The organism is Paradesulfitobacterium ferrireducens (assembly GCF_017310645.1).
GTDB classification, from domain to species: Bacteria; Bacillota; Desulfitobacteriia; order Desulfitobacteriales; family Desulfitobacteriaceae; genus Paradesulfitobacterium; species Paradesulfitobacterium ferrireducens.
In genome coordinates this window covers 46,696-71,573 of record NZ_JAFLRH010000044.1, presented here as the reverse complement: position 1 = coordinate 71,573, position 24,878 = coordinate 46,696, and the positions used below count along the sequence as shown (strand labels likewise).

Sequence of the window (24,878 nt, the reverse complement as noted above, 5' to 3'; positions counted from 1 at the left end):
TTTCATTTACTTAAAAGAAACCGTTCGCACATCTTCCAAAAAGTTCGGATAAGAAACAGCAGCGGCTTCCATGCCTTCCAAGCTTACCCCTTCTTGCGAGAGCATTCCGGCAACGGCCCAGGCCATCGCTAAACGGTGGTCTCCGTGGCTTTGAGCTTGGCCGCCTCTTAGAGTTTTTTGGCCAATAATCCAAAACCCGTCCGGCAATTCCTCAATCTTGGCGCCAAGCGCCTTCAAACCTTCCACTACCGTACGGATCCGGTCACTTTCTTTTACCCGTAATTCCTGGGCATCCCGCACCACGGTCTCCCCTTCCGCCAGGCAGGCAGCGACTGCAAAAACCGGGAGTTCATCAATTAAACGCGGGATCATCTCACCCCGGATTTCGACTCCATGCAGAGGTGCCGGACGCACGACTAGGGTTGCTCTTGGTTCTCCGCTTATTTCTTTAATATCTCTTTCCTCGATATCCGCACCCATGAGGCGCAGCGCATCCAGAATTCCGGTGCGGGTAGGATTTACCCCCACATCCCTGATAATCAGCTCCCCGCTTTTTATTAAGCTGGCTAAGACCAGCAAAAAAGCAGCCGAAGAGATGTCTCCCGGAACCGAGATCTCCTGCCCATGAAGGGGTTTCCCGCTTTTGACCAGAACCCTCGGTCCTGCGGCCACCAGATTAGCTCCAAAAGCCTGCAGCATTCTTTCCGTATGATCCCGCGAAAGCACCGGTTCAATGACTGTGGTCTCACCCTGCGCCCTTAACCCTGCCAGAATCAAGGCAGACTTCACTTGGGCGGAGGCCACCTCTGTCCGGATTTCCTTCCCCTGCAATGTTCCACCCTGTATGGTTAAAGGAGCATAATTTCCTCCCTGGCGGCCTAGAATTCTTGCCCCCATCTCGCGCAAGGGATCACCAACCCGGCGCATCGGACGGCGGCGGATCGAAGAGTCGCCCGTAAGGGTCGCGGCAAAGGGGCTGCCCGCCAAAACTCCCAGCAGCAGGCGCATGGTGGTGCCGGAATTCCCTACATCCAGAACGTCTTGAGGCTCTTCCCACGAGTCCATCCCCTGCCCGCGTATCCAGACTTCCGTTCCCTTCTGCTCCCATTCAACTCCCAATCCTTTTAGGCAGCTGAGAGTGCTTAAACAATCTTCCCCCAGCAAAAAGTCCGTAATATGGGTCTCCCCTTCAGCCATGCCTCCAAATAAAGCGGCCCGGTGGGAAATGGATTTATCTCCGGGTACCCGCAGTTCCCCTCTAATCCCGGAAACCGGCTCAATGAACACTCCCTGCATTCCAGCTAACACCTCGCTAAAAACGGGGTTCAACATGGATTGAACCCCGTCATTCCCTATAATTGTACTAGATTGAATTTAGTTTTTCCATACTTCTTCTTACATCATGCGCTTGGCGGAAAGCCTCTGCAATACCGTCCCCATCTCCCTGGCGCACATAATCGCTAAGCTGTGTCAGCTTCTCCTGCCATAGTTCCAGCCCTTGTAAAACGGCAGGTGCATTTTTAGTTAGGATTTCCCGCCACATTTCCGGAGAACTATCTGCAATCCGGGTGATCTCGCGAAAACTCCTGCCGGCTAACTGCAGTGCGGAAGAGGCCGAGTCGCCTAGATCATTGGCCGCCAGAGCTAAAGCCACTGCCAAAAGATGTGGGATATGGCTTACAAGCGCCACTTCTGCATCGTGCTCTGCCGGTTCACGCAAAATAACCTTCGCGCCTAAACGCTCCAAAAGCCTGCTTAAGGCTTCAACTACGGTCCCGGGGCAGTCCGGCAAAGGGGTTAATACATACGGAAACCCTTGAAATAGCCGGGGATCAGCGACGGCAAAACCCGACTTTTCCGAGCCGGTCATTGGATGCCCTCCTACAAAGAAAGCACCCTTGTCCTTAAAATTCCCAGCCCGAGCGCAAATATCCGTTTTTAGACTTCCTACGTCGGTTAAGATCGCTCCATCCCTTATCCTATTGCCAAAGCGGGTGAGACTGTCTACCAAATGAGGCAAGGGCAAGGCAACCACCACCAGGTCGTAATCCAGAAACTCCGGAATCTCGGTCAGGCCTTTGCTGATCCATCCTTTTTCCAGAGCGCCATTTAGGCTTGATTCATCCCGGTCAACCGCTTCAACCTCCCAACCCTCGAGATGAAGGGCTCCCGCCCAAGAGCCTCCGATCAATCCCAGGCCGATAATACAGGCCCGCGCCTTGGCCTCACCCCGCCAACCCGCGGATAGAATCTGGGGCCGGGTCTGCCCGGGCATCAGCCAACAACCCCTTTCAGGGGCCGGTCCAAAGCAGAGCTTAAGCGGGAAAGCTCTTGCATCATCAACTTAAAATTCGGAGGAGTCAATGACTGCTTGCCGTCGGAAACCGCTTTTTCGGGCTGGGGATGAACTTCGACGATGAGGCCGTCCGCCCCGGCAGCCAACGCAGCCTTGGCCATCGGCTGCACCAGCTGCCAGCGCCCGGTTCCATGGCTCGGGTCGACAATCACCGGCAAATGGGACAATGCATGGAGCGCCGGTACCATGCTCAAATCCAGGGTATTGCGGGTATAGGTTTCAAAGGTGCGGATACCGCGCTCACAGAACATCACGTTATAATTGCCGCCGTCCATCAAATACTCCGCCGCCATCATCCATTCTTCCAAGGTTGCGGAAGGCCCCCGCTTAAGCATGACGGGTTTATTCACTTTAGCCACTTCTTTGAGAAGGAAAAAATTCTGCATGTTGCGGGCGCCGATTTGCAAGATATCCGCATACTCTGCCACTAACTTGACATCGCGCACATCCACCACTTCGGTAATGACCAATAACCCGGTTTGTTCCCGGGCTTCTGCCAGGTAACGCAGCCCTTCTTCCTCCAAGCCCTGAAAAGAGTACGGGGAGGTGCGCGGCTTAAAGGCTCCTCCGCGCAAGAAGGTCGCACCGGCTACTTTAACGGCATGCGCCGTTTCCAATAGCTGAGAACGGCTTTCCACCGCACATGGACCGGCCATCATGTGAACCTCGTCCCCGCCGATGGTATGGGGACCAATACGGATGACGGTGTCAACCGGTTGGAATTCCCGGCTGACCAGCTTATACGGCGCTAAAATCGGAACAACCTTTTCCACCCACGGAAGGGCTTCGAGATCAAGGCTCTGTAATCTGGTCCGGTCCCCGACCGCCCCGATAATGGTCTTTTCTACGCCTTGGGAAAGATGAACCTTGAACCCCTCTTCTTTGAGACGTGTGGTAATTTCCTCGATTTCTGCTTCTCCTGAGCCATGCTTCAAAACGATAATCATTGCTCTTTTCCCCTTTCTACCATCCTACTTATTTTTAGAATTTTATAATTGGATTATCCTACCGACCTGCAATAGTGTCCTAAAAAGCCAAAAAAGCACCCCGAATAAGAGGGTGCTTATAGCCAACCGCTCCCATCCTACCTAACCTACAAATAAACTTAGCTTAAGCCGTGCTTCCATCCTACTGTCTCCCTGCTCGGAAGACCCTACCGTCATAACAGGCAAAAACCTTTTTACCATTTTACCACAGGTATCTTAAAAGACACAATTGGTAAGAAAAATTTTTGTGTAAGAAAAATTTTTCTAGGCCATTACTTTGCGTCCTACAGCCCGGGCTACCGGATTCAAGGCTTGCATCAGCTCGGCAAAGTGCTTGAAATTCAAAGACTGGGAACCATCGCTCATGGCCTCGGACGGCTGAGGATGCACCTCAATCATCAACCCGTCCGCACCGGCCGCAACCCCCGCCAACGCCACCGGGGCAACCAAAGACCATCTCCCCGTTCCGTGGCTTGGGTCAAGCACAATCGGAAGATGGGACAGCTCCTTCATGGCCGGAATCGCAGTAATATCGACGGTATTGCGCGTATAAGTCTCAAACGTCCGGATGCCGCGTTCGCAGAGCACCACTTGGTCGTTACCCTCCGCCAAAATATATTCGGCCGCATAAATCCATTCCTCAAGTGTGGCTGCCAGCCCCCGCTTCAGAAATACCGGATGCCGCGAGCGACCGGCTTCACTTAAAAGGGTAAAGTTCTGCATATTGCGCGAACCGATTTGAATCATGTCAGCCACAGCTGCCACCCGTTCAATATCACGGACATCCATAACCTCAGTCACGACAGGAAGCCCTGTCTCTTTTTTGATAGCAGCTAATATTTCAAGTCCGGTTTCCCCCTTGCCGCGAAAAGAATAGGGGGATGTTCTCGGTTTATAGGCACCCCCGCGCAATACCGTTGCTCCTAAACGTTTAACCTCTTGCGCAGTAGCGAGCAATTGTTCATAACTCTCGATGGCACATGGGCCGGCAATGACAATCACCTGAGGGCCGCCGAACACAGCGTTTCCCACTTGCACCTGGGTAGTTCCCTCAGTTTCCTCATTCCGGCGGGCGATTAATTGCACCGGGCTCCCTCCCTTCTCTAAGGAAATTACTCTAAGACGTATTTTACCGCTTGCAGACTGGAGTGTAAACAACTGTTTTAGTTGTGTCCGCACACGTCCTTAGTTATGAATCCTCATAGCCTCAACCGCTAAAAATTCCGTCAGATTGGGTAAAGTTTATTCTGATATAGGTTATTTCCAGATTCTTCATGATGTTCATGGGGTCGCTTTCAGGCTTCGCACCCAGGCGAAGATCTCTTGTTCCCTTTCTATCAAGGCTCCGGGGTTTAACTGCTTGGCATCCAGTGCCGCGAAGCGTTCAACTAAAGCGCTGCCGACTACGACTCCGTCCACAAAGGGGGCTAAGCGCTGCACCTGCTCAGAGTTTCGAATCCCAAAGCCAACACAGAGCGGAAGCTTGAGCTGCCTTAAATCCTTGATAAAATTAAGAACTGTGGCCGGGATTTCCACTTCTCCGCCGGTAATCCCGTTCCGTGAAAGAACATAGGCAAATCCCTGGTTCTCGGAAGCGAGTGCTTTAATATCTTCCGGTTCACCGGTCTGAGCAATCATAGGAATAAAGGACAAGTGTCCTCCTGCTGCTTGAGCAAGCCCGGTGCCCAAGGATCTCAGCCCTTTGCTCTCGCGCCAGGGCAGATCTGGAATAATCAGCCCGTCTACTCCCGCCGTTACGGCATCTTGGATAAACTTTTCCCACCCGTACTGGAGCATGGGATTAAGATAACCCATCAAGAGCAGCGGGGTTGAATAAGACTTGCGGAAGGCACGTACGATATCCAGGGTCTTGGTAAAGGTCATCCCCTGTGCAAGAGCTCTTTCGGCAGCCGCTTGAATCACCGGGCCGTCAGCCATGGGATCGCTGAAAGGGATCCCCAGTTCAATCACATCGACTCCGCTTTCGGCTAAACCGCTTAAGCGGCGCACGCTTGTGTCCGGATCAGGATCTCCGGCCATCAAATACATAATAAGCCGGGTTAAGCCTGCCGCCGGTTCGGAAAAGGCACGGTTCAAGCGCTCACTCATGCTGACTCCTCCCTTTCAGGTAAGCAGCAAGGGTTTCCACATCTTTATCCCCGCGCCCGGATAAATTGACCACAATTACTTGCTCGGACGGGAGCTCGGGTGCAAGCTTTGCCGCATAAGCTACCGCATGGGCGCTTTCAAGGGCAGGCAGAATCCCTTCCGTGCGCGCAAGGAGCTCACACGCCCTTACCGCTTCCTCATCGGATATACGCACATACTCGGCCCGGCCGATCTCTTGCAGGTAGCTGTGTTCAGGCCCTACTCCAGGATAATCAAGCCCGGCTGACACGGAATGAGTCATGGTGATTTGCCCGTCTTCGTCCTGAAGCAGGTAACTATAGGCCCCATGCAGCACACCCGGCCGGCCTAAGGACAAGGTCGCGGCATTATTCCCGGAGGCATCTCCCTTACCCCCTGCTTCTACCCCGATCAGGCGTACCCCCTCATCCTCAATAAAGGGGCGGAAAAAGCCAATTGCATTGCTTCCACCACCGACACACGCCACCAAGGCATCCGGAAGCCTGGCTATCCTATCCAAAGCCTGCGCCCGGGTTTCCTCCCCGATGATGCGCTGAAAATCGCGGACAATGGTCGGGTAGGGATGGGGTCCGGCTGCCGTACCGAAACAGTAAAAGGTATTATCCACGTTAGTCACCCAGTCGCGCAAAGCCTCATTGATCGCATCTTTAAGCGTACGCGAGCCGATGGTGACGGCCCGCACTTCTGCTCCCAGCAAACGCATGCGTAAGACATTCAGGTGCTGGCGGCGCACATCTTCCTCCCCCATATAAACCACACAGGACAACCCAAACAGGGCACAGGCTGTCGCCGTCGCCACGCCGTGCTGGCCGGCCCCGGTTTCTGCGATTACACGGGTTTTGCCCATTCTTTTCGCTAACAACACCTGACCCAAGGTGTTATTGATCTTATGGGCGCCGGTATGGTTCAAATCCTCCCGTTTCAGGAAAATGCGGGCGCCGCCCAGGGCTTCGGTCAAACGCGTTGCTTCATAGAGCAAGGAAGGCCGGCCTACATACTTTGACAAAAGCGCTTGAAACTCCGTCCGAAACGCGTCATCTTCCTGAGCCGCCCGATAAGCCCGCTCCAATTCCCGCAAAGCGGGTACCAACGTTTCCGGCACATAAGCCCCGCCAAAGGGGCCAAACCGGCCTGGGGCATCGCCCTGACCCATGAGTTCATGAATTTTATCACTTATCATTTTTTAACGGTCTCCTTACTTAAGCCTGTTAAAGCGCAGCAACCTGGGCCAGGTCAGAACGCAGGGCCTCCAGTTTACCTAAAGCCCTTCCGGAATCGATACTATCCTGCGCCAGCTTTACGCCTTCCCGGATACTCCCGGCCTTTCCGGCCGCATAGAGAGCGGTTCCGGCATTTAAGACCACAATATCCCTCTTTGGCCCCGGTACTCCCCGGAGAATGTCCAGAGTAATGCGGGCATTTTCTTCCGGTCCGCCGCCGCGTAAATCCTCAAGCGTACAACGGGCGAAGCCATAATCTTCCGGTACGATGGTAAACTCCGTCAGCTGTCCGCCTTCCACCATAATGGCCTGGGTCTTGGCTGTAAGGGTCACCTCGTCCAGCCCGTCCTCTCCGGTTACCACCACTGCACGCTTTGTACCAAGGATAGCCAAAGCCTTTGCTAACTTCGGCAGAATCTGCAGGGAGGAAACCCCCAGCAGTTGATTCGGGGCTGCGGCAGGATTAAGCAGCGGACCCAGTAGATTAAAAATCGTGCGCACTCCCAGTTCGCGCCGGTGGGAAGCGACTTTGCCCAGGGCCGGATGATACAACGGAGCAAACAAGAAAGCCATCCCAACCTCTTCCAGATTGCGAGCGCTTTCCTCTGGTTTAAGATCCAAAGCAACTCCGAGCTGCTCCAGCACATCCGCGCTCCCGCACCGCCCGGATGCAAACCGGTTCCCGTGCTTGGCCACGGGTACTCCGGCTCCGGCCACAACAAATGCCGCCGTAGTGGAAATATTAAAGGTTCCGGCACTGTCTCCTCCGGTGCCGCAGGTATCCACGGTTGTCGCAGGCGCCGGAATGGTATGGCTGAGTCCCCGCAAGACCCGGGCAAACCCCGCGATTTCCTCAGCAGTTTCTCCCTTAATCCGCAAACCCAAAAGCAACGCTCCCACCTGGGACGGGGCAACATCTCCTGCCAATAGTTCTTTCATCACTTGTGCTGCCAATTCTTCCGCAAGATTTTCCCCCACCGACAATTTGTTCAAGGCTTCCCGAATTCCACTCATACTCCGCTCTCCTTTCTCAGCTTGACTCAGCTCTGTGCTCATATTCTTACTTGACTCTGTTATTTCAATAAACCTTTGCAGAATCTTTTCCCCTTCCCGGGTCAAGATGCTCTCCGGATGAAACTGAACCCCGAAAAAAGGAAACCTCTTGTGTTCCAGCGCCATCACCAAACCCTGCTCCGTGAAAGCTGAAACTTCCCAATCAGCACTTAAGCTATCTCGGTCCACCATTAAAGAATGATAGCGCCCGGCCAGAAACCCTTGCCGAAGTCCCGCAAACAGCCCGCGGCCAAGGTGATAAATCTTGGATTTCTTGCCGTGCACAATCTGGGGCGCCCGCACCACACGGCCTCCCAGTGCTTCAGCCAAAGCCTGGTGCCCCAGGCAAACCCCTAAGACAGGTATAACCTCACCTTGCCCGGCCCTGCGCGCAACTTCAGCCAGCAGTTCGAGCGACACCCCGGCTTCCTTCGGCGTGCACGGCCCGGGGGATATAATGATTCCCTGCGGTTTTACCGCTAAAATCTCGTCCACCGTTTTCTCGTCATTGCGCACGACTTGAATATCTGCGCCCAAACGTCCAAATTCCTGGACCAGGTTGTACGTGAAAGAATCATAGTTATCAATCATCAGAAGCAAGTTCATCCACCACCTTCATTAAGGCTTTGGCCTTATGCACGGTTTCTTGGTACTCTGCCTCCGGGATGGAATCGAAGACAATTCCGGCTCCTGCCTGAACGCTGATCTCATCTTCTGTCAGACACAGGGTTCTAATCGTAATGCAAAAATCGATATCTCCGTTCCAACGTACGATCCCGAGAGCACCGCCATAGGCTCCCCGATAAGCGGGCTCTAACTGCTGCAGGATTTCCATGGCCCGCACCTTGGGAGCTCCGCTCAAAGTCCCTGCGGGGAAGGCTGCCTTTAAGGCTTCATGCCCATCATACCCTGCTGCCAGCTCGCCTTCTACCATGGATACCAAGTGCATCACATGGGAAAATCTCTCAACTGCAGCGTATTGCGTCACCTGCACCGTACCATAGCGACTGACCCTTCCCAGATCGTTGCGCCCCAAGTCCACCAGCATCGCATGCTCCGCATTTTCTTTTTCATCATGTCTGAGTTCATACTCATAGGCCAGATCTGCCTCCTCTGTACTCCCGCGGGGGCGGGTGCCGGCAATCGGGCAAGTCCGAATGCGCGCTCCGATCGAAGATACCAGGAGTTCAGGCGAACTTCCGACCAAAGTTTCTTCTTCACCCTGAAGGCAAAATAGATAAGGAGAAGGGTTAAGGTCACGGAGCCTGCGATAAATAGCCCAGGGAGAATAATTCCCTTTTTTGCGGAAACGCTGGGAGTACACAGCCTGGAAGACATCCCCGGATTGAATGAATTCCTTAATCCGATCAACCGCCGAAATAAAATCTTCCGGTTTCATGTTGCTCTCCCAGGTGATTTTCGCCGCTACCGGGATTTCCGCAGCTGTTCTGACTGCTGTGCTTCCGGTGGTCTTCGCGTCTATTGCGACTTTACTTTCAGTTTCAACAATATTTCCAACAGCATTCCCCCACTGCTCCAGAGTGGAGTTTACATCCCCCGTGTTTTCCCCAAAAACTTCTAATACCAAACGGTTTTTAAGCGGTAAGAGAATGAGGTTAACCGGACATAAGCGGAAAAAGTACCCCGGCTTCGAGTGTGCTGAAGCCGGCCTATGCCAGTGGAGCCCCCATTCATAATCCACATATCCTATGACTCCGCTCTCCCAGTTCCGCCAGTCTTCACCCACCGCTTCTTTCTGCTCTTGCATGAAAGCGCGTACGGCCGCCACTGGGTCATGGCCTGCTGCAGTCTGTCGCCGGTGTTTTATGACCCACCCTGAGCCAAAGCCGACATATGACCGCTCATAATCCCTTTCCTGCCCTTCAAGCAGTACCGTGCAGGGTAAGCCTAATTCGCGGCCTAGCTCAACCAGACGAAGTACTAAGTTCCGCTTAATTTTAACCTCCCACTCAGCCCTTGCTGCCTGCATCCTCTCACCTCTTTCTTTATCTTAATAAAAGCAAAAAACCAGCACTCAAACGAGCACTGGTCCATAGCAAACACACCAGCTAAACTCATCTCAGCTCTTCTCAACTAATCTCAACTAGGCTCTACGCTATTCAAATATACGGGGGGATCTCAACGGTTCAAGCTTTTCTCGGCTCAACTCAAAACGCACCTGTAGGAGCCTGACTCCTGAGTTCTTACTCCTGACTCCTGACTACCTTTTACTTTCGTAGTAACACTTTATATTAGTATAGTAGAAGAAACTTCCTCTCGTCAATCAAAACCTAAAATTTTTTATTAAAACTTTATTGAGACTTTATTGAGCCGCCAAATCCTGGCGCAGACTCACGGCCTTGCGCAGATAAACATGGCTGATATCCATTTGGCTTTTATCTGTATTAACATGAAGCAGTACCCGGATACATAAAGGCATGGACCCGGGTACCGGAATCTCAGTCGCACACAGCAGCGGCACCCGGTCCCAGCCCATTTCGCGTGCACTCGAAGCAGGGAAATCCGCATTTAAATCAGCGGTGACCGTGAAAATAGCACTTACAATATCTTCTTTAATCAGTTCGTTCTCTTGGACAATGGCATGAAGCAATTCTTTGGTAGCCTCTTTGATCTCTGCGGCCGTGTTATGTTCGACGGTTGTTGCACCGCGGATTCCGCGCACCATAGTAACCCCTCCTTTTACAGCTCCTTCGGAGCCGCCCGGTGTCCAAGCCCTACCGCTACCTCATCAAGATGAAGCAGGCCGACCCCAAAGAAAACCGCCACGCTTAAATGCTCATCCCACCGGGAAATCGCAATTTTCCCACCGATGTTAAGCCCCATGGCTTTCGGCATAACCTGGCTTAAGGCTTCCCGGGTAGCACCGGCGACAGCGCCTTCATCCCCGTGGGTCTCTTTGGCAACTCCTTCACGTTTGGCTGCTACCACAGCGCGCTCGACGATTTTCTTAATAGAAGCCACATATTCCCCGCCGTAATCAACCGCTGCCGTCTTGATTCCTTGCTTAAGGAACATTTCTTTTAACTGGGCTTCTTCCTCCCGGCTTTCGGTCATAGCCATGCGCAAAGCCGCTGTGGCTACTTTCTTGCTCTGAGCGATCATACAATACTTCCTTTCAAACCGAAATGACACCACAGGTGTCATTTTCGCGTTTCCATCCTACCCTGCTCGGTCTCCGTCCTACACCTTGGCCCATGATTCAATTTAGGAAAATTATAGTATGCCGCTCAGAAATTTTCAAGGAAATTACAATGAAACTTATTATATGAGCGTAATGAGCGGAATGAGCGGAACAATTCAGGGGGATACAAACATACTTTGTACATCCTTATTTAAGACAAAGGTCTGGTTAAGACGGGGTTCATGCAAACGGGAATCGAGCTTAGAGACTTGAACTTTTACCACCCCGTTGATTTCCCGGGCATCAAGCTGGATCACTCCGGTGCGCACTTTTAGCTGTTTTTCCCCTTCACCCAGGACGGCAATGACTTTCCCATCCTGCCACACCCTAACCGCTGCAGCCGGAGATGTCTTCAGAACCAGTACCCAGGTGCCTGCCGCTTCGCCTGCGTTTTGATTGACAGAGGCTGCGCTTCCGGCTGCTGCATTGGCGCTTCCCAGCGCCGTATCCGCCAGTTCTAAAGAAGGTGACTCCACTTTCTGGGCAACGGCCAGGTAAAATTGAACAGGGTCTTTGGCCAGACTGAGCTGGGCTAGGACTAACAGCACAGAAGCCAAAATTAAGACGCGAATTAATCGCCGTTCTCCGCGTTCAACAAAATCATTGAAACTGAACCTTCGACTGCGACGCACCACCGGCCACCCACTCCCTGCCTGAAAACTTGTTATCAGTTTATGCAGCCATCCGGTTTGTCAGACCGATAAAGAAAACTTGGCTGGCGCCGAGTTCTAGACGAAGGCGGCTGCCCTAGTTTTTCTTATGCACCTTCGAAGTTATGCTTTCAGATATGCCAAAGAACACTTGGCTTGCTCTCGAGTGATTGCAGATATGCAGCCGCTGCCCGTCCGGCCCGGTACCCCATGGCAAAGGCAGCCTGGAGATTATATCCTCCGGTCACGCCATCCACATCGATGACTTCACCGGCCCAATAAAGCCCCGTTATTTTCTTGGAGGCCATATTTTTGGGATTGATTTCCTTTACATCGACTCCACCGGCAGTCACAATCGCTGCGGCCAGCGGCAGAGTCCCAGTAACCGTGAGGGGAAGCTCCCGCAATAAGGATACAAGGCGTTTCCGTTCCTCCCGGGTTATTTGATGCACAGAGCGTTCCGGTTCAATTCCGGACAAGTTTATCATGACCGGAATCAGGCTTTTGGGCAGGAGGGCTGCTAAAGAGTTCTTAAACTGCTTGTTGCTTAGTTCATGAAAATCCCGCTGTACCCGTAAATCAAGCTGTTCCTCGCTCAAGGCCGGCTTTAGGTTAAGGGTCAGTCTAACCGGTTTGTCTTCGCGCACCGCATCCCCCGCCATCCTGCTAAGGGTAAGAATTACCGGTCCGGACACCCCAAAATGCGTAAATAGCATTTCCCCGAACTCCACTGCTTTTTTCTTACCCTCGATCCATAAAGCGACTTCCACGTTTCTAAGGGAGAGCCCTTGCACCTCTTGAACCCATGCTTCCGCTGTCCGCAGCGGGATTAGGGCCGGGCGGGGAGGAATAACCCGGTGTCCAAGAGCCCGCGCAAAACGGTATCCATCTCCGCTGGAACCTGTGCCGGGATAAGAAGCCCCTCCGGTGCATACAATTACTGCCTGAGCGGCATACACGCCCTCTCCGCTGACTGTAACTCCGGTTATTTGGTCGTCCTGAAGCAAAAGGCTTTCCACCGTTTTCCCCGGTTTAATCTCAACCTTTGCTTCTGTTAAAAACTGCTCCAAAGCCTGGACCACAGCCTCCGCCTCGTCTGAGACCGGAAAAACCCTGCCCCCGCGTTCGACTTTTGTTTCCACCCCGTAGCGGGCTAAAAACTCTCTGAGTTTTACATTGTCAAATTCTCTCAGAATCCCTTGCAGAAAGCGTCCGTTCCCGGGATATTTAATAATGAAATCCTCCACGTTGGCTGCATTGGTAATATTGCAGCGGCCCTTTCCGGAAATCGTAATTTTTCGCCCCAAGCATTCTTTCTTTTCCAGAAGAAGCACCTGGGCTCCAGAGAGGCCTGCTTGTCCGGCAGCCATCATCCCGGCTGCTCCCCCGCCTACGACGATAATACGTTGTGTGTTCATTCCCTTTGAATTCCTTTGCTTTAAGAATTATTGACGATTTAGTAAACTCAAATTAATTTGTTGATTGGTCCATTATATCGAGGAGTATGCGTATTTACAAGAAAACGACATTTAGGATACGGGATTTGGTAAAACTTATCATTAAGACCTGCTGATTCTCTACGGTGGCCATCATGGGTGTGCTATAATGTAAGTACTGAGTACTGAGTACTCAGTACTCAGTACTCAGGAGCCAGGAGTCAGAATCATTTTTGTGCAGAATAAAGAGTTTAACTGCGCTGAAGGAATGCAGAAATTCCTACTGACTACTGACTACTGAATTCTGACTACCAGAATAGTATCAAATAATATCTCGGGAGAAAACTTATGACTCTGTTTCCTCTTTATTTATCTTTAAAAGTAGCCTTTTTCGCGACCCTACTCGGTCTGATTGCCGCAGTACCTTTAGCCTGGGCATTTACCCAGTATCATCATCCCCTGATAAAATGGTTTAATTCCCTGACTACTCTTCCCCTAATCTTGCCGCCGACGGTACTGGGCTATTATCTGTTGGTACTGGTCGGTCGCCAAAGTGCGATTGGACAACTCTATGAGCAACTCACGGGGAAAACACTGGTTTTTTCCTGGCAAGGTGCTGTCTTGGCCTCTTCGATTGTATCCTTTCCCCTGCTCATTTCCGCCATTCGCAATGCTATGAGTCATGTCTCGCCTGACCTAATCGCTGCCGCCCGCTTGCTGGGACACAGCAACTGGCATGTTTTCTGGACGATCGTGTTGCCCTTGTCTTGGCGTGGAATAATATCCGGGGTGGCCTTAGCTTTCGCACGGGCCATGGGCGACTTCGGCGCGACCCTTATGGTGGCAGGAAATATTCCGGGAGTCACTCAGACCATGTCCATCGCTGTTTACGATGCCATGATGTCCGGAGACATCGTTCAAGCCAACTTTTTGGCTCTGATCATGACCGCCGTGGCTATCATCGTTCTCTTTTTGCTCTACCGTTTGGAACAAAAGGTTCATCACGAGCACGACCGTAATGTGTAGTATTAGTCAATGCATAATCTATTGAAAGGGCTGGCTTCATGAGTTTACCCATCTTCCAGGCTAAGTTTAAGAAAACCTTATACTCTTTTAATCTTGAGCTGGATCTTATTTTGAATGAAGGAGAGACTCTGGGGATCCTCGGTCCCTCCGGCAGCGGGAAAAGTATGAGCTTAAGAGCCATTGCCGGACTCATCAAACCGGAACATGGGGTCATTTCTCTTAAGGGCCGCTTTCTTTTTGACAGTGATAAAGGTTTTGATGCCCCGCCCCAGCAGCGCCGTATTGGGTATGTCTTTCAGCATTACGCGCTCTTTCCTCACATGACCGTGGCCGAGAATATTTCTTATGCTCTTGCGCGCACTCTGAAAGGAGTAAAGCGCAAAGAGCGAATCCATAAACTCCTGGAGGAGATCCGCCTCACCGAACACGCCTCACGCTATCCTTCTCAGCTTTCCGGCGGGCAACAGCAGCGGGTTGCGCTCATGAGAGCTTTGGCGGCCGACCCTGACCTGCTCTTACTGGACGAGCCCTTTTCCGCTCTGGATGCTGAACTGCGCGGCGAGCTTGAAGCTTTGGTCCTGCGTTTCCGTTCCTCCCATAATGTACCCTATATTCTCGTCACTCATAACTTGGAGGAAGCATACCGTCTCTGTGATAAGCTTGTTATTATCGAACAGGGAAAAGTCTTGCAGCTTGGACCGAAGGAAGAACTTCTGCGGCGGCCGCAAACCTTGGAAGTAGCCCGCAAAGTAGGAGCCAAAAACCTGTGGGAAGGTGAAGTCATAAATACTGGTACTTCCGGAGGAACGGTGTATGTCCCTGCCTTAAACGAGGAACTGATTATTCATAGTCTGCCCGAGGCGGCGGCAACACTTGCTCCATCTAAAGTCTGGCTGGGAATCCGGCCGGTGGAAGCCGTGCTTCTCTCCGGACCCGAACCGGGTTTGCCTAACACTTTTCCGATTGAAATCATAAACCAGATTCGGGGGGTTCAGTCCCACACCTTATTCGTTACCCCTTTAGGGAAGAGAGACGGTGAAGCAATCCAGATTGAAGTTCCCGGTCACAGACTTGGGGCCGATCCGCCTTATCTCTATCTCCCGCCCGATAAGCTTTTTGCCTTAACCCATTAAGGAAAATCTTACCGACAAAAAATTAGAAGGAGAATTTGAATGAAATTAGATCAACGTACCGTCGTTATTGCTCAAATTGCCGCTGCGACAGCGGCCAATGCCATGACCGCACTGCGGGCAGCCATCACTGAAGCCCAGTCCCAAGGAATCCCTAAGGAAGAAATCCGTGAGGTTCTGGCCCTGGCCCAGGAGGTACAGCAAGCACCCATCGCCCATACAGATAGTTTGGCCAAACAGCTGCTCCGCGAAAGCACAACCAAGAAGCCGGAACACAAGCCGGAACATACGCATCGCCATCACCATATACATAGAGACGATTGCGACTGCCAGTCCTAAATAAACCCCAGGCAAGATGCCTTGCAGAGCGAACCGTTCGAGCAGAGGAGCGTCGTGAGCGCAGTCGATGAAGCGTTAAGCCGCGCCACGGTTTACTTCAGGTAATACCCTGAGGTTTGGCGCGGTAGCTGAGTCGACAAGTGAGCAGCTCCGGCGCGTGGTGAGCGGGCAAGGCAGCTTGCCGGAATTACTAAAGAGAGGAGAAAAACTCATGGATCTTATGGAAGCCCTCCAACGCCGCCGTAGTATCCGGTCCTATAAGCCGGACCCAGTGGAACCGGAGAAAATCGCCCTAGTCTTGGAGGCGGCACGCCTCGCCCCCTCTTGGAAGAACCTCCAGTGCTGGCGCTTTATGGTTGTCACCCGCCTTGACAAACGCCAGGGAGTGGCGGAAGCCCTTCCGGAGACCAATCCGGGACGCAAGGCTCTGCTTGAAGCACCGGTAAATATTATTCTGTGCGCTAACCCCCAAGAGTCCGAAGTGTGGGAAGGTAAGGATTTCTACATGCTCGATGCCGGTTTAGCCATGGAGCATTTGATCCTGGCGGCCACCGCTCAGGGGCTTGCCACCTGCTGGCAGGGATTATTCAGCGAAGACAAAATGCGCTCAGCCTTAGGAATACCGGACAACTTCCGGGTGATTGCAGTCACTCCGCTGGGGTATCCCGCCCAAGAAAAAAGCCCCCGTCCGCGCAAGGCTTTAGGAGAAATAGCCTTTGGCGAACACTGGGGACAAGCCTGGACTTAAAGAAAAAAGTTTTGTTTTTCCGGACCGGCACTGGCACAGGCTATACATAACTCCGAATGGTCGAAGATTTGCTTGCCGCAGCGGCTGCAATAACGGGAGCTGCCTTCATGCAGCCTGATTTTGCCGCTGAAGAGGCGGGGGGAGATCATTTTAACCGTAAACTTCAGGGCTTGGGGACGGCAAGTTTCCACGCAGCGTCCACACTGCACGCATTGGTAGGGTTCAAAGACCAACTTCAATTTTCCGTTCTCTTCCCGCTTGCTTAAGGCTCCCTGGGGACAGATCAAAGCGCATACGCCGCAACTGGTGCAGGATTCATCAACCAAAAGGGTGGAAAACGGAAAACGAGTGTGGGGACGTTGGTTTAATAATTCCCGTAGCCAAGTCCGCGCCCGCGGAATGTTGTAAGTTTCATCGCGTTTGAGCCCCGGCAGTAATTCTTCAAGTTTTTCTTTGCCGCGCGCCCTTAATCCTATAGGGCGTACCTCGGGTTCCGTGGGTTGGGGGAGTGATTCGATACCGTTGTCAGGTTTCACGATAATTTTAAGAGGCTCATGCTCCGGCCACTCTGCATGAAGAGTATTAAACAATTTAACACTCTGAGCGCAGGCTGCTTTATCCTCACACTCAGAACACACCCCTGTAAAAATCTTTACCGGCTTTTCCTCAGCCAATACCATTAATCCTGTCCATGTGTCCCGGTCAAAAAGACCAAGACAAGGCACTTCAAAACCCGCTTGAACGGCTAACGGGCAATGGAGATTTATCTCGTCCGCACCCGCCAGATAAGTATAGAACGCGTCAACCGTATGGTCCACCATGCCGTCGCTGGGGCAGACAGCCATACAGGCACCGCATTCCGTGCAGGCGCGGGCATTAATCTCCATTCCCGCCGAAATTGCCCGGTGTGGGCACGCTTCCACACAAAGCCGGCACGGCTGTGCATATGGTTTTTTATGATTAAGGCAATTGCCCGGATGATGAATCATTTGGATTAGCATGGTTATTCCTCATTCTGAATTTCTTTTTCCGTTTTATTATTCGCTTTGGGAAGCGTTCTCTCCTTTATTAAGGTTTAATTCGAAACGGCTGCCAAACCCTTTGGAATTATCTGTTAAACGCAAAATCTCCGGCTCAATACAATGCCAACGCGCGGCAATTACTCCTTTGAACTGAGACGGGGCTTCAAAAATATGGCGCACAGCCGGAAACTTGCGGAGATAAGCAGCCAAAGCCAAAGCCTTTTCTGCCGCAGATGTCACCAGGTACGCACGCCCTTGAATCTGTAAGCCTTGAATGGTCTGCCATTCTTGACAGTCTTCAGTGATAGCGGCCGCTATCATTTCATCAAGCTGCAAATTCCGGCTGTGCTTCGTCTTAGCCTCAGACAAAAAATATAGTTTAAAACCACGGTTGACATAAAACACCGGGGTAGCCCAGACTCCGTCAGAACCCACCGTTGCCAGTACCAGGGTGGTATGCTGCTCGATGTAATTAAGAATAAGTTCCACCGTGGACTCGGCCATGCTCGGAATCTCCTTCAGTATTCGTTAAAACCAGCTATAAGCAAAGGGGGAAATCTATATCTCCAGGGAACAGCGTAAACTAGACCACATCAGGTTGGCTCTTCAAACGGCCTGGAACCCGGGTATGAACGGTTTCCGCGATATTTCTTTAGTATATGAAGCCTTGCCTGAACTTAGTTTGGACGAAATCGATCCATCCTTATCCCTATTTAAGAAAAAGCTCCAGGCTCCCCTGTTAATCAACGCGATCACAGGCGGACACCCGAAGGTAAAGGCCATAAACTTAAGCCTGGCCCGCACCGCCCGGCGCTATGGAATCGCCATGGCTGTCGGCTCGCAACGGGCGGGGCTGGATAACCCTCAGGTGCGTGATACTTATACCATTGCCCGGGAGGAAAATCCGGACGGATTGCTTTTCGCCAATTTAAGTGCCACAGCCACCCCGGAAATGGCTTTGGCAGCCATCGAGATGATAGATGCTGACGCCATCCAGCTTCACCTGAACACGGCCCAAGAATTGGCGATGCCCGAAGGAGACCGGGATTTCCGCGGAATCTCAGACAACATTAAAAAGGTCGTTAAAGCCTCCCCCGTTCCGGTGATCGTTAAGGAAGTGGGCTCTGGCCTCAGGTACGAAACGGCCCGCCGCCTCTTGCGGGCCGGAGTCAGCTGCTTAGACATCGGGGGCAGCGGCGGTACTGATTTTGTCCGGATTGAGCACCTGCGCGCGGATCATGCCCACGCATCACCGGAGGTTCGGGGACTCACCTCGGCCGTTAGCTTGCTCGAAGTATTGAGTCTGAACTTGCCGCCTCTGGTTATTGCCTCCGGGGGCTTTAGCGAGCCTTTGGAAATAGCCGCTGCTTTGGCTTTAGGTGCGAAAATCGTGGGGATAGCAGGACATCCTCTACGAGTTTTAATAGAGCAATCCGAAGAAGCCCTAAATCAATGGATTGAACATCTTATTGCGGGACTGCGCCGGACAATGCTTATGAGCGGAGCGCGCACCCTGGAAGATCTCGCCCTTAAACCCGTAGTCATCACCGGCCGCACTGCCGAGTGGCTGCGGACACGCGATATCCCTTATGAACATTACGCCCGCAGGTAAAGTTAGCGGGCGTATTTTTGTTCTAAAGCTTTGAGCTCCTGTTGGAACGATTGACTGAAACGATAGAGTATTCTCTCAAGGTCGAGACGGTGAATATTCACACTCTCCGGACTTAGGAATTCAATCTTGCGAAATTCCGGTTTGAGCAGCAACGGCAGCAAATCTTCAATATTTTCAGCACGTAACGTAAGAACAATCGGAGCAAAGGCAGACTGCTGCAATTTACGCCCGTTGTCTTCCGTAACAGTATAAATATCCAAACTCAGATCCACATCCTCCAGTACAACCCCTTGCAAGGGGACATTGCGCAAGAGATTGACCTGCTCTTCCCGCATGACCTCTGCCATCTCTTCCTTCGTCTTACCTCCGAAAAAGAAACGGCCTGATCTCGCCTCTCCCCGATAATCGAGGCGGATGCGCACCCGGATGTGCTCGGTAAGCACCTCATCTCCGATTCTTATTTTCATCTCCGTTCCCCTCTCTTCAAATAACACCGCCTATCATGAGTTATTATTTCTCCATAAAGCTTGTTTTTTCCTTCTGATTATATCCCAGACATCACGAAACGAAAGGGAACACCAATTTACGCAAAAATAAGCATGGCACTAAGGCCGGTGAGAATTCCCAGTAAGGCGACCGCACCTGCGACAAACAATATCACCTTCATGGGAAATACCCGTTTAATCATAATCAGGGAAGGCAGGCTGACGGCAGGTAGGGTCATGAGCAGAGCAACCCCTGGGCCAACACCCAAGCCATAGGACATGAGGGATTGAACAATAGGGATTTCAGCCGCAGTTGGTATAATGAATAACGTCCCACCAAGCGCAAAAAAGATAATGGCTATCATGCTGTTTGCCCATTCCGGGTCAAGAGCCGGAAATAACCAGGCCCGGATTGCCCCCAGTAAAACTACTACAATGACATATGCGGGAATCGTGTCAAGAATAAGTGCCCACAGGGCTCGAATCCAGCGCATAAGCAAACTGCCTTTTTCCTCCGAAGCCGCTTCTACGGATCTAAATTTTTCGTTCATGACTCCAGGCATGTTTACAAACATGTCCGGTGGCATATCCTTGATCTTCTCCTGGGCGTTTACAAGATAATTGGCCAGATAACTCACTCCGAAAACCAGAATTATTCCGCCAAAGATCCGGACCAAAGCCAACTCCCAAGATAGCACAAAGCCCATAAAAATAATGGTGGCCGGATTAAGCACCGGATTACCGAGCCAATATGCGAGCGCAGCCCCGACTGACGCTTTTCGTTCTCGGAGTCCGACGGCTACAGGAGCCGCACAGCAGGTACACATCATGGATGGCATGCCTGCCAGACCTGCCAAAGCAGTGCTTTTAAAGCCGGAGCTGCCAAAGACTTTCTGAATCCAGTGCTGTGGAAGCAGGACTTGAACTAAAGAACCAAGCAACAGCCCAAGAATAACAGCTTTCCATACCGACTTAAAATAGGTGATGGTGTAACTCCACGCCGCAGACCAGGAAGGAGCAGGCGGTGTTGCTGCCTGTCCGGAGACGATGGACGCCCCCAGCGAATGCTCTGTTGCAGCGATAAGAGCCTTATGATAATATGGATACCATTTGACATACCAGGCCCCGACAAGAAAAATAGCCATAAATATTAAGACAGGTATGAGATATGGGTGGGCTTTATGCACCTGTGTTTGTTTAACGGTTTGTTTCGATTTAACGTCGGGTCTTAAAATATTTTGATCCATGTATTTCTCCTCTTTCAGTAAAAGTACAACCAATTATAACTTATGACTTATATTAACTATTATCATTATATTATAAACGCTCAAGCTCCTTCAAGAGGTTTTTTTAGGCATTTGTAATCAAAAGAGACGTGTCATTACTAACACATCTCTCTATGCAGGATCAATTTAAAGCGTAGAAAGAACGTAAGGAAGATAACCGATTAACTTCCACCTTCAAGTCCGACAAGGGCACCAGTGAAGTCAGAGCCTGGGCCGCAGGTCCCAAGAAATCTTGGCAATCGTCGGACCAAGGATCGGCCCGGAACCGGCGATAGAAGCAAAATGGGTTAAGTACAATTTTCCTGCACATACTAACAAAAAGGCTCAAGGAGGAACACCGATGGAGAGAACGGTAACTGCTATTTTCAAAAGCCCACAACAAACCAAGGAAGCTGTGGAAGAGATCCAGGGAGAATCCCTCGCGAACAGTAAGATTTCCGTATTAGTGCGTACAGAATATATCCACCAGGGAAGTTTTCAGGAAGAATTTGCCGCCGAATTAAACCTTTACCCTCCGGAAGTCAATCTGGACCGCTTTAATTCTTGGCTGGTTCAAGCGCCTCCGATGGAAGTCCCGAATTTGGGAGAGGTAGTTGCCGCCGGGCCTTTGGCCAACGAATTAATGAAAAGGCCCCATGGGGAAGGATTGGTGGAAGCTCTCTTAAGCTATGGCTTGTCCGCAGAGAGGGCGCGCCATTATGAGCATGAGGTGCGCACGGGGCACTACTTGGTTCTGATCACGACAGAACATGAAAAAGTCAACTCGGTTGCCAATGCCCTGCAGAAATTCGGCGGGCGGGATATAGAGAAATGGAATAAAGAAATTGATCACCCGCTTCATCCCGCTCACTAAAGAAGCCCGACTTCCTGTTTGAGCAGGCGTACTTCGCGGTCATTCAGCTTTCGATATTCCCCGGGTTTTAGCCCGGCATCCAGAACCAACGGTCCGAAGCGCACGCGTTTAAGCTTAGCCACGGGATACCCTGCCGCCTCACACATACGCCGGATTTGACGGTTTCTCCCTTCATGAATCGTAATTTCGAGTAATTCCAGCCCGCCTTTCATGGCGGGCTTTAGCCGTTTGACCAAGGCCGGGGCAGTTTTGCCGTCTTCCAGTTCTACCCCTTCTTTTAATTGAGTGACAGCTTTTTCACTCACCGGTCCAGGCAGCCACACCTGGTAAGTCTTATTCACTCCATAGCGCGGGTGCGTCAGCCGAAAGGCCAAATTCCCGTCATTCGTCAGCACGAGCAAACCAGAGGTGTCATAATCCAGCCTGCCCACCGGAAAGAGGCGCGCGGGTGCATCCCCGAACAAATCTAGAACGGTTTTTCTTCCCCGGGGATCGCTGGCACTGGTAATGACCCCAACCGGCTTATTGAGGATGTAGTAATGCAGTTCATGGCTTTTTTTTATGAATTTCCCGTTAACCGCAATCTGATCATGCGGGTTGACTTTGCTCCCCAGGGTGACAATTTTTTCCCCGTTGACCGTGACATGACCGCCCAGTATGAGCTTTTCGGCATGACGGCGGGAAGAAATTCCGGCCTGAGCCAGCACTTTTTGGAGACGCTCAGGCTTATTATCTGAGTCTGGCAAAGGATTCAACTCCTGTCTGCTCTCTTATCTAACCATATTATACCACAGGAGCTCACCTAAGCATGTACCGAGAATTAGTCATGAAAAGACCCGGTGCACAATCCAGATGGAAGCGATCAACCCGACTAAATCCGCCAATAGCCCGACTTTAAGCGCATAGCGGTATTTGCGGATTCCTACCGAACCGAAATACACCGTCAGTACAAAGAAGGTCGTATCCGTACTTCCCTGTAAAGTGGAAGCCAAGCGTCCGATCAGGGAATCCGGGCCATACTGATTAATGAGCTGGGTCGCCACCCCTAAGGCTCCGGAACCGCTCAAAGGCCTGAGAATCGCTAAGGGTATGATGGCGGTCAGATTGGAATCGAGGCCAAAATAATTAAAGACCGGTGCCAGCAAACGGGCTAAAAGGTCCAATGCTCCGGAATCAATAAATACCCGAATTGAAACCAGCATCCCGATCAAAAACGGGAGGATGCGCACTCCGGTTTTGAAACCGTCTTCTGCTCCGGCCACAAAAGATTCATAAACCGGGACTTTGCGCAGGTAGGCCAAGACCGGAATTAATAATAGCAGCAACGGAATAGCCCAGCGTGAGATTTCGGCGATAATACTCATGGCCTCCTCCTCTGCCTGTGCCTGAAGATAAAATCGGCTAGAATGGCGACCGTCATTGCACACCCGGTGGCAAAGATGGTCGTGCCGATAATCTCAGTCGGGTTGAGGGAATTGGCTTTCAGCCTGACACCGATGATTGTGGCCGGGACCAGAGTGATGCAAGAGGTATTGAGGGCGAGAAAAGTAATCATGGCCGGACTCGCCACTTCCGGGTTCGGGTTTTCCTTTTGCAATTCCTGCATGGCTTTCAAGCCGAAAGGCGTGGCTGCATTGCCCAGGCCCAGGACATTGGCGCTTAAATTCATAATAATCGCCCCTAAAGCCGGGCTTTCGGGCTTCAGGGACGGAAACAGCCTGCGGATAGCCGGTCCGAAAAGGCGGGCGACCAGGCGGATAAACCCTGCTTCCTCCGCCAAGCGCATGAGTCCCAGCCATAAGCTCATTACCCCGATTAATTCGATTGCCACTTCAACCCCCAGCTCCGCTGCTTTCATGGCTGAGGTGGTCACCGTATCGATGCGCCCGGTCATAGCCGCTACGATAATCCCAGTCGCCAGCATCACAAGCCAAATAAGATTAACCATCTTCCATCCCCCTCGTCTCAAATTTATGACCGGCGGGATGGGATTAGAATACAAAAGACCGGGTGCATCAATTCTTGCAACCGGTCTTTGTCAAGTTTATTTTTACTTTACATCAGTTTAAATCTTTATCTTCGACGCTAATCACATCATCTATTTCATCATGTTTTTCTTTTTTCTTAAACATCCCGGCTACTTTATCTAAAAGATCAGGAACAGCGTCAATGATCCGGTCTACCACCACATTCCCTTCAACCGGCAATAGTCTTACCTGGCCGTTCCCAACTACCAGGAAGCCGACCGGCTGAACGGACACCCCGGCGCCGCTGCCCCCGCCGAAGGGTAAGGAAGTCTTGTCATTTTCCTCAGAGTCCCCATTCCCTTTATGTCCTTCGGGTGGCGGAAACTCACTGCCGCCGGCAGCAAAGCCGCAAGCCACTCTGGAAACCGGAATAATCACAGAGCCGTCCGGAGTTTCGACCGCATCTCCTACAATCGTATTGACATCCACTATCTGTTGGATGCTCTCCATCGCTGTCTTCATCAGAGCTTCAATTGGATGATTCCCCATCCCGTCTACCCCCTTAATTCACGCACCAGAGTCCGTGCCAAATTTAATCCGGCAAAAATAATATGGCCTATTCGCAGCTTGAATATGCAATGAACGTCACAGGTAAAACCGGGTTTCTGAAAATCCGGAACCACCTCTAATACCGGTCGTCTCACTTCAACTTTAATTTGATGGTAAAGCCTGGCCAGTGAGTATCCAATCAAGGACCAGAAAGCGCCTGCGGCCAGTCCGGTTTGGGCCGGATCTTTAAAGCCTATACATATGCGCCATTCTAAAGCCGTACAATGTATCCCCCGGTAAAAACGAGCTTTTGCCTGCTGCAGCTTGGCCAAGAAATAGGGAAAACGGGGCCAGAACCGGAAAAAGAAGTGCTCATGAAACCGGCGCACGCGCATTTTGGTTTTCGTTTTGCGCTTGCCCACAACGGCAGAACTGACCGTTTGTTTTGCTTCAAGCTCAGGTCCTTTTTCCCACTCTAATTGGACCGTAGGGATTTCCATGTGAAACTTCCAAACCCCTCGCAGCACACTTAATTCCAGCTCGATATGATCATATTCTTCAATTCTGCGGTAACGGAAATCAACCACCGCTCGCAGCGCCAGCACCAGGGCTAACCACAGAAAAAGGGCGATGAGGAACGCCAAGAAGCGCACACAACCACCTCGGATACAGAAGTCAGGTGTCAAGGAGTCAGAAATCAGGAGTCTGGAGTCAGAAGTCAGGCTCTGAAATTTTAATCTTCCCATTATAAGAAAAAATATACCGGGTAATCCCCGGTATATTTCATATTTGGAATTTACGCAAAGGTGC

The 24,878-nt window shown here is 51.5% G+C and carries 27 protein-coding genes and 1 pseudogene; 6 read left to right on the top strand and 22 right to left on the bottom strand.

Going from position 1 to position 24,878, the window contains the following annotated elements; genetic code table 11:
- Positions 1 to 6: 6 nt before the first annotated feature.
- The 13 genes and pseudogenes from aroA to J0X21_RS15195 all read right to left on the bottom strand — a co-directional run bounded on the left by aroA (position 7) and on the right by J0X21_RS15195 (position 13,033).
- Positions 7 to 1,296: a 3-phosphoshikimate 1-carboxyvinyltransferase gene (aroA, locus tag J0X21_RS15250; protein WP_206813116.1), complete on the bottom strand. Its 1,290-nt coding sequence runs from the start codon at positions 1,294 to 1,296 to the stop codon at positions 7 to 9.
- A 67-nt stretch (positions 1,297 to 1,363) separates the two neighbouring features.
- Entirely contained in the window at positions 1,364 to 2,275 is a 912-nt protein-coding gene (locus J0X21_RS15245) for a prephenate dehydrogenase (protein WP_206813069.1), read from the bottom strand.
- Positions 2,275 to 3,303: a 3-deoxy-7-phosphoheptulonate synthase gene (aroF, locus tag J0X21_RS15240; RefSeq protein ID WP_206813068.1), complete on the bottom strand. Its 1,029-nt coding sequence runs from the start codon at positions 3,301 to 3,303 to the stop codon at positions 2,275 to 2,277. Before aroF (J0X21_RS15240) ends, J0X21_RS15245 begins: the two co-directional genes overlap by 1 nt.
- A 303-nt stretch (positions 3,304 to 3,606) precedes the next feature.
- Positions 3,607 to 4,455, bottom strand: coding sequence for a 3-deoxy-7-phosphoheptulonate synthase (gene aroF, locus J0X21_RS15235; protein WP_206813115.1), 849 nt, complete (start codon positions 4,453 to 4,455; stop codon positions 3,607 to 3,609).
- Positions 4,456 to 4,623: 168 nt separating this feature from the next.
- Positions 4,624 to 5,451, bottom strand: coding sequence for a tryptophan synthase subunit alpha (gene trpA / locus J0X21_RS15230; RefSeq protein ID WP_206813067.1), 828 nt, complete (start codon positions 5,449 to 5,451; stop codon positions 4,624 to 4,626).
- A complete protein-coding gene (trpB, locus tag J0X21_RS15225) occupies positions 5,444 to 6,670 on the bottom strand; it encodes a tryptophan synthase subunit beta (RefSeq protein WP_206813066.1) in 1,227 nt (408 codons plus the stop codon). Before trpB ends, trpA begins: the two co-directional genes overlap by 8 nt.
- A gap of 28 nt (positions 6,671 to 6,698) precedes the next feature.
- Positions 6,699 to 7,724 carry an anthranilate phosphoribosyltransferase gene (gene trpD, locus J0X21_RS16235; protein ID WP_407947658.1) on the bottom strand — a complete coding sequence of 342 codons (1,026 nt, stop codon included), beginning with the start codon at positions 7,722 to 7,724 and terminating at the stop codon, positions 6,699 to 6,701.
- Positions 7,725 to 7,847: 123 nt separating this feature from the next.
- Positions 7,848 to 8,354 (bottom strand): annotated as a pseudogene (locus J0X21_RS16230) (anthranilate synthase component II); the annotation flags it as partial.
- The gene (locus tag J0X21_RS15215) at positions 8,347 to 9,753 is read right to left on the bottom strand and encodes an anthranilate synthase component I family protein (protein WP_206813065.1); all 1,407 of its coding nucleotides are present in this window, start codon (positions 9,751 to 9,753) and stop codon (positions 8,347 to 8,349) included. The pseudogene J0X21_RS16230 and the gene J0X21_RS15215, both read right to left, overlap by 8 nt.
- A gap of 333 nt (positions 9,754 to 10,086) precedes the next feature.
- Positions 10,087 to 10,449 carry a chorismate mutase gene (gene aroH / locus J0X21_RS15210; RefSeq protein WP_206813064.1) on the bottom strand — a complete coding sequence of 121 codons (363 nt, stop codon included), beginning with the start codon at positions 10,447 to 10,449 and terminating at the stop codon, positions 10,087 to 10,089.
- A 14-nt stretch (positions 10,450 to 10,463) separates the two neighbouring features.
- Positions 10,464 to 10,886: a HutP family protein gene (locus tag J0X21_RS15205; RefSeq protein WP_206813113.1), complete on the bottom strand. Its 423-nt coding sequence runs from the start codon at positions 10,884 to 10,886 to the stop codon at positions 10,464 to 10,466.
- Between the two features lie 195 nt (positions 10,887 to 11,081).
- Complete coding sequence (locus J0X21_RS15200) at positions 11,082 to 11,600, bottom strand: hypothetical protein (protein ID WP_206813063.1); 519 nt, start codon at positions 11,598 to 11,600, stop codon at positions 11,082 to 11,084.
- 146 nt (positions 11,601 to 11,746) lie between these two features.
- Positions 11,747 to 13,033 (bottom strand): BaiN/RdsA family NAD(P)/FAD-dependent oxidoreductase, encoded by a 1,287-nt coding sequence (locus tag J0X21_RS15195; protein WP_206813062.1) that lies wholly within the window; start codon positions 13,031 to 13,033, stop codon positions 11,747 to 11,749.
- Positions 13,034 to 13,399: 366 nt separating this feature from the next.
- Between J0X21_RS15195 and modB the strand changes: the two genes are divergently transcribed.
- The 4 genes from modB (at position 13,400) to J0X21_RS15175 (ending at position 16,294) form a co-directional block, all read left to right on the top strand.
- The gene (gene modB / locus J0X21_RS15190) at positions 13,400 to 14,077 is read left to right on the top strand and encodes a molybdate ABC transporter permease subunit (protein WP_206813061.1); all 678 of its coding nucleotides are present in this window, start codon (positions 13,400 to 13,402) and stop codon (positions 14,075 to 14,077) included.
- A gap of 38 nt (positions 14,078 to 14,115) precedes the next feature.
- Complete coding sequence (locus J0X21_RS15185) at positions 14,116 to 15,210, top strand: sulfate/molybdate ABC transporter ATP-binding protein (protein WP_206813060.1); 1,095 nt, start codon at positions 14,116 to 14,118, stop codon at positions 15,208 to 15,210.
- Between the two features lie 39 nt (positions 15,211 to 15,249).
- Positions 15,250 to 15,546 carry a hypothetical protein gene (locus J0X21_RS15180; RefSeq protein ID WP_206813059.1) on the top strand — a complete coding sequence of 99 codons (297 nt, stop codon included), beginning with the start codon at positions 15,250 to 15,252 and terminating at the stop codon, positions 15,544 to 15,546.
- Positions 15,547 to 15,757: 211 nt separating this feature from the next.
- Entirely contained in the window at positions 15,758 to 16,294 is a 537-nt protein-coding gene (locus tag J0X21_RS15175) for a nitroreductase family protein (protein WP_206813058.1), read from the top strand.
- Here the strand turns inward: J0X21_RS15175 and J0X21_RS15170 are convergent.
- On the bottom strand, positions 16,291 to 17,295 hold the full coding sequence (locus J0X21_RS15170) for a 4Fe-4S binding protein (RefSeq protein ID WP_206813057.1): 1,005 nt from the start codon (positions 17,293 to 17,295) through the stop codon (positions 16,291 to 16,293). The two genes, J0X21_RS15175 and J0X21_RS15170, sit on opposite strands and share 4 nt — an antisense overlap.
- A gap of 36 nt (positions 17,296 to 17,331) precedes the next feature.
- A complete protein-coding gene (locus J0X21_RS15165) occupies positions 17,332 to 17,820 on the bottom strand; it encodes a pyridoxamine 5'-phosphate oxidase family protein (protein ID WP_206813056.1) in 489 nt (162 codons plus the stop codon).
- Positions 17,821 to 17,872: 52 nt separating this feature from the next.
- Between J0X21_RS15165 and fni the strand changes: the two genes are divergently transcribed.
- The gene (gene fni, locus J0X21_RS15160) at positions 17,873 to 18,928 is read left to right on the top strand and encodes a type 2 isopentenyl-diphosphate Delta-isomerase (protein ID WP_328813054.1); all 1,056 of its coding nucleotides are present in this window, start codon (positions 17,873 to 17,875) and stop codon (positions 18,926 to 18,928) included.
- 2 nt (positions 18,929 to 18,930) lie between these two features.
- Here the strand turns inward: fni and J0X21_RS15155 are convergent, their stop codons facing one another.
- Positions 18,931 to 19,395, bottom strand: coding sequence for a hypothetical protein (locus J0X21_RS15155; RefSeq protein ID WP_206813055.1), 465 nt, complete (start codon positions 19,393 to 19,395; stop codon positions 18,931 to 18,933).
- A 116-nt stretch (positions 19,396 to 19,511) separates the two neighbouring features.
- Positions 19,512 to 20,660: a permease gene (locus tag J0X21_RS15150; RefSeq protein ID WP_206813054.1), complete on the bottom strand. Its 1,149-nt coding sequence runs from the start codon at positions 20,658 to 20,660 to the stop codon at positions 19,512 to 19,514.
- 379 nt (positions 20,661 to 21,039) lie between these two features.
- On the opposite strand from J0X21_RS15150, the gene J0X21_RS15145 reads away from it, so the two are divergent.
- A complete protein-coding gene (locus J0X21_RS15145) occupies positions 21,040 to 21,552 on the top strand; it encodes a hypothetical protein (protein WP_206813053.1) in 513 nt (170 codons plus the stop codon).
- Here J0X21_RS15145 and J0X21_RS15140 read toward each other — a convergent pair.
- The 5 genes from J0X21_RS15140 to J0X21_RS15120 all read right to left on the bottom strand — a co-directional run bounded on the left by J0X21_RS15140 (position 21,549) and on the right by J0X21_RS15120 (position 24,721).
- Entirely contained in the window at positions 21,549 to 22,298 is a 750-nt protein-coding gene (locus tag J0X21_RS15140; RefSeq protein WP_206813052.1) for a pseudouridine synthase, read from the bottom strand. The genes J0X21_RS15145 and J0X21_RS15140 overlap by 4 nt on opposite strands.
- 78 nt (positions 22,299 to 22,376) lie before the next feature.
- Complete coding sequence (locus J0X21_RS15135) at positions 22,377 to 22,916, bottom strand: spore maturation protein (RefSeq protein WP_206813051.1); 540 nt, start codon at positions 22,914 to 22,916, stop codon at positions 22,377 to 22,379.
- A complete protein-coding gene (locus J0X21_RS15130; RefSeq protein ID WP_206813050.1) occupies positions 22,913 to 23,500 on the bottom strand; it encodes a nucleoside recognition domain-containing protein in 588 nt (195 codons plus the stop codon). The genes J0X21_RS15135 and J0X21_RS15130 overlap by 4 nt, the downstream gene beginning before the upstream one ends.
- A 112-nt stretch (positions 23,501 to 23,612) precedes the next feature.
- A complete protein-coding gene (gene ytfJ / locus J0X21_RS15125; RefSeq protein ID WP_206813049.1) occupies positions 23,613 to 24,068 on the bottom strand; it encodes a GerW family sporulation protein in 456 nt (151 codons plus the stop codon).
- A 5-nt stretch (positions 24,069 to 24,073) separates the two neighbouring features.
- Positions 24,074 to 24,721 carry a DUF2953 domain-containing protein gene (locus tag J0X21_RS15120; RefSeq protein WP_206813048.1) on the bottom strand — a complete coding sequence of 216 codons (648 nt, stop codon included), beginning with the start codon at positions 24,719 to 24,721 and terminating at the stop codon, positions 24,074 to 24,076.
- Positions 24,722 to 24,878 lie beyond the last annotated feature (157 nt).

Coding starts and splice junctions, on each gene's coding strand:
- aroA (WP_206813116.1), bottom strand. CDS start 1,296: ATGCAGGGAGTGTTCATTGAGCCGGTTTCCGGGATTAGAGGGGAACTG.
- J0X21_RS15245 (WP_206813069.1), bottom strand. CDS start 2,275: ATGCCCGGGCAGACCCGGCCCCAGATTCTATCCGCGGGTTGGCGGGGT.
- aroF (WP_206813068.1), bottom strand. CDS start 3,303: ATGATTATCGTTTTGAAGCATGGCTCAGGAGAAGCAGAAATCGAGGAA.
- trpA (WP_206813067.1), bottom strand. CDS start 5,451: ATGAGTGAGCGCTTGAACCGTGCCTTTTCCGAACCGGCGGCAGGCTTA.
- trpB (WP_206813066.1), bottom strand. CDS start 6,670: ATGATAAGTGATAAAATTCATGAACTCATGGGTCAGGGCGATGCCCCA.
- trpD (WP_407947658.1), bottom strand. CDS start 7,724: ATGAGTGGAATTCGGGAAGCCTTGAACAAATTGTCGGTGGGGGAAAAT.
- J0X21_RS15215 (WP_206813065.1), bottom strand. CDS start 9,753: ATGCAGGCAGCAAGGGCTGAGTGGGAGGTTAAAATTAAGCGGAACTTA.
- aroH (WP_206813064.1), bottom strand. CDS start 10,449: ATGGTGCGCGGAATCCGCGGTGCAACAACCGTCGAACATAACACGGCC.
- J0X21_RS15205 (WP_206813113.1), bottom strand. CDS start 10,886: ATGATCGCTCAGAGCAAGAAAGTAGCCACAGCGGCTTTGCGCATGGCT.
- J0X21_RS15195 (WP_206813062.1), bottom strand. CDS start 13,033: ATGAACACACAACGTATTATCGTCGTAGGCGGGGGAGCAGCCGGGATG.
- modB (WP_206813061.1), top strand. CDS start 13,400: ATGACTCTGTTTCCTCTTTATTTATCTTTAAAAGTAGCCTTTTTCGCG.
- J0X21_RS15185 (WP_206813060.1), top strand. CDS start 14,116: ATGAGTTTACCCATCTTCCAGGCTAAGTTTAAGAAAACCTTATACTCT.
- J0X21_RS15180 (WP_206813059.1), top strand. CDS start 15,250: ATGAAATTAGATCAACGTACCGTCGTTATTGCTCAAATTGCCGCTGCG.
- J0X21_RS15175 (WP_206813058.1), top strand. CDS start 15,758: ATGGATCTTATGGAAGCCCTCCAACGCCGCCGTAGTATCCGGTCCTAT.
- J0X21_RS15170 (WP_206813057.1), bottom strand. CDS start 17,295: ATGCTAATCCAAATGATTCATCATCCGGGCAATTGCCTTAATCATAAA.
- J0X21_RS15165 (WP_206813056.1), bottom strand. CDS start 17,820: ATGGCCGAGTCCACGGTGGAACTTATTCTTAATTACATCGAGCAGCAT.
- J0X21_RS15155 (WP_206813055.1), bottom strand. CDS start 19,395: ATGAAAATAAGAATCGGAGATGAGGTGCTTACCGAGCACATCCGGGTG.
- J0X21_RS15150 (WP_206813054.1), bottom strand. CDS start 20,660: ATGGATCAAAATATTTTAAGACCCGACGTTAAATCGAAACAAACCGTT.
- J0X21_RS15145 (WP_206813053.1), top strand. CDS start 21,040: ATGGAGAGAACGGTAACTGCTATTTTCAAAAGCCCACAACAAACCAAG.
- J0X21_RS15135 (WP_206813051.1), bottom strand. CDS start 22,916: ATGAGTATTATCGCCGAAATCTCACGCTGGGCTATTCCGTTGCTGCTA.
- J0X21_RS15130 (WP_206813050.1), bottom strand. CDS start 23,500: ATGGTTAATCTTATTTGGCTTGTGATGCTGGCGACTGGGATTATCGTA.
- ytfJ (WP_206813049.1), bottom strand. CDS start 24,068: ATGGGGAATCATCCAATTGAAGCTCTGATGAAGACAGCGATGGAGAGC.